General features: G+C 68.7%; 2 protein-coding genes and 2 pseudogenes. 3 read left to right on the top strand and 1 reads right to left on the bottom strand.

What is annotated here, in order from left to right; translation table 11 throughout:
* Positions 1 to 397: pseudogene (locus ACDELDRAFT_RS21860) on the top strand (tRNA (adenosine(37)-N6)-dimethylallyltransferase MiaA); the annotation flags it as partial.
* A 5-nt stretch (positions 398 to 402) separates the two neighbouring features.
* Positions 403 to 1,056, top strand: a complete 654-nt coding sequence (locus ACDELDRAFT_RS21855; protein ID WP_085943622.1) for an ABC transporter ATP-binding protein — start codon at positions 403 to 405, stop codon at positions 1,054 to 1,056.
* Positions 1,057 to 1,104: 48 nt separating this feature from the next.
* Here ACDELDRAFT_RS21855 and ACDELDRAFT_RS21850 read toward each other — a convergent pair whose 3' ends face one another.
* Positions 1,105 to 1,533 carry an Hsp20/alpha crystallin family protein gene (locus ACDELDRAFT_RS21850; RefSeq protein WP_005800753.1) on the bottom strand — a complete coding sequence of 143 codons (429 nt, stop codon included), beginning with the start codon at positions 1,531 to 1,533 and terminating at the stop codon, positions 1,105 to 1,107.
* A gap of 149 nt (positions 1,534 to 1,682) precedes the next feature.
* Here ACDELDRAFT_RS21850 and ACDELDRAFT_RS21845 point away from each other — a divergent pair.
* Positions 1,683 to 1,950, top strand: a pseudogene (locus ACDELDRAFT_RS21845) (ABC transporter permease); the annotation flags it as partial.

The raw sequence follows: 1,950 nt of genomic DNA, 5'->3' as shown, positions 1-1,950 counted from the left end.
TACCACCCTCTTTTCCCTGGAACCCGATCACCGCGCCTGGTTGCACGAGCGCATCGCACTGCGCTTTGACGCGATGCTGGCGCAGGGCTTTGTGGACGAAGTACGGCTGTTGCGCGCACGCGGTGACCTGCACCCCGATCTGCCCTCGATGCGCTGCGTGGGCTACCGGCAGGCTTGGGAGGCGCTCGATGCCCAGGCGGCCGCAGGCCCCGGGGCGCCGCTCGATCTGGCGGGCCTGCGCGAGCGCGGCATTGCCGCCACGCGCCAGCTTGCCAAGCGCCAGATCACCTGGCTGCGCAGCATGCCCCAACGCCATGCCATCGCCTGTGACCAGCCCGACGCCACCGCCCGCCTGGTGCAGGCCGTGCTGCAACGGCTGGAGAACGGCACGCCATGACCGGCATGGGCGGCGCGCTGCACGTCGAGGCCCTGGCCAAGCACTACGGCGGCACGCCCGTGTTTGCCCAGGTGCAATTCACCGTGCAGCCGGGCGAGTTCGTGGCGATCGTGGGCGACTCGGGCGTGGGCAAATCCACCCTGCTCAACTGCCTGGCAGGGCTGGACCAATGGGACGCGGGGCGCATCGTGCACGACGGCATCGACCTCGCGCCACTCGATGAAACACAGCGTGCGCTGTGGCGCCGAGCACATGTCGGCTTCGTGTTCCAGGCCTTTCACGTGCTGCCCCACCTGGACGTGGCGCAGAACGTGGCCTTGCCGCTCATGCTGCTGAACCGCACCGACCCCGGCCGGGTGCAGCACATGCTGGATGCGGTGGGTTTGGCGGGCCTGGGCGAGCGGTTGCCGCAACAACTGAGCGGCGGCCAACTTCAGCGCGTGGCCATCGCCCGCGCCCTGGTGCACCGCCCCGCCCTGCTGCTGGCCGACGAGCCCACCGGCAACCTCGACCCTGGCACGGCAGCGCGCGTGATGGACCTGCTGCTCGCGCAGACGTGGGAGCACGGCGCTTCACTGGTGCTGGTCACCCACTCGGAGTCGGCCGCCGCGCGCGCCGACCGCACCCTGCGCCTTACTGCCAACGGCATCGCCGGCTGACACGCCCTTCTTCGCCGCGTCCGCCCCGCCAGCGGCCCGCGCCGCGGTTTATTCGATGTTGAGCCGCTGAGCGCTACCGCCCAGTTTCTTGGGCAGCGTGAGCGTCAGCACGCCGTTGTCGTACTTGGCCTTGGCCTGGGCGGCATCCACATCAACCGGAAGCTGGAAGCTGCGCGCCACCGATCCGAAATACCGTTCCGAGCGCAGCACCTTCTCGCCTTCGGTCTTCTGGTCGTGCTGGCGCACCTCGGCGCGCAGGCTCACCACGTTGCCCTCGATCGAGACATGGATGTCTTCCTTGGGCACGCCGGGCACCTCGGCCTGCACGGTGTAGCCACCGTCGGTCTCCTTCACATCCACCTTGATCTGCGAGGGTGCGGGCACGCCGTCGCCATGCAGCGGCCGTACATAGAAGCCGGGGGCGATGTCCTTGAAGAACTCGTCAAACAAACCGCCACGGGTAACCAGAGAATTCATGATGAAGCTCCTGAACGTAAGGGTTGGACAACCGGACCGGCAGGCACCGGCCCCTTTGTCAAGATACGAGCAACCCCGGCCCATTTCAAGGGCCGGGACTCCGCACCTTGACCTGCCTCAACGGCTGCGCGCCCCGTCACAATGGGGCCATGCGCGCACTGCTTCGCACCTTCTCCTGGCAAGAACTGCGCCACCACCCCTGGCGCAGCGCGGCTGCGGTGGCCGCGGTGATGCTGGGCGTGGCGCTGGCTTTTGCCGTGCACGTGATCAACACCTCGGCCCTGGACGAGTTCTCGCAGGCCGTGCGTGCCGTGAACGGCCAGCCCGACCTGGAACTGCGCGCCATGCAGGGGCCGCTGCCCGAAGCACTCTACGGGCCGCTGGCCCGCACGCCCGGGGTGGAGCGCGCCAGCCCCT

It is taken from the genome of Acidovorax delafieldii 2AN, from assembly GCF_000175235.1.
GTDB classification, from domain to species: Bacteria; Pseudomonadota; Gammaproteobacteria; order Burkholderiales; family Burkholderiaceae_C; genus Acidovorax; species Acidovorax delafieldii_B.
This window is presented reverse-complemented; position numbering and strand designations above follow the sequence as displayed.

What these genes read in the sequence shown, in the direction of transcription:
- ACDELDRAFT_RS21850 (WP_005800753.1), bottom strand. Translation starts at nt 1,533, where the DNA reads ATGAATTCTCTGGTTACCCGTGGCGGTTTGTTTGACGAGTTCTTCAAG.
- ACDELDRAFT_RS21855 (WP_085943622.1), top strand. Translation starts at nt 403, where the DNA reads ATGGGCGGCGCGCTGCACGTCGAGGCCCTGGCCAAGCACTACGGCGGC.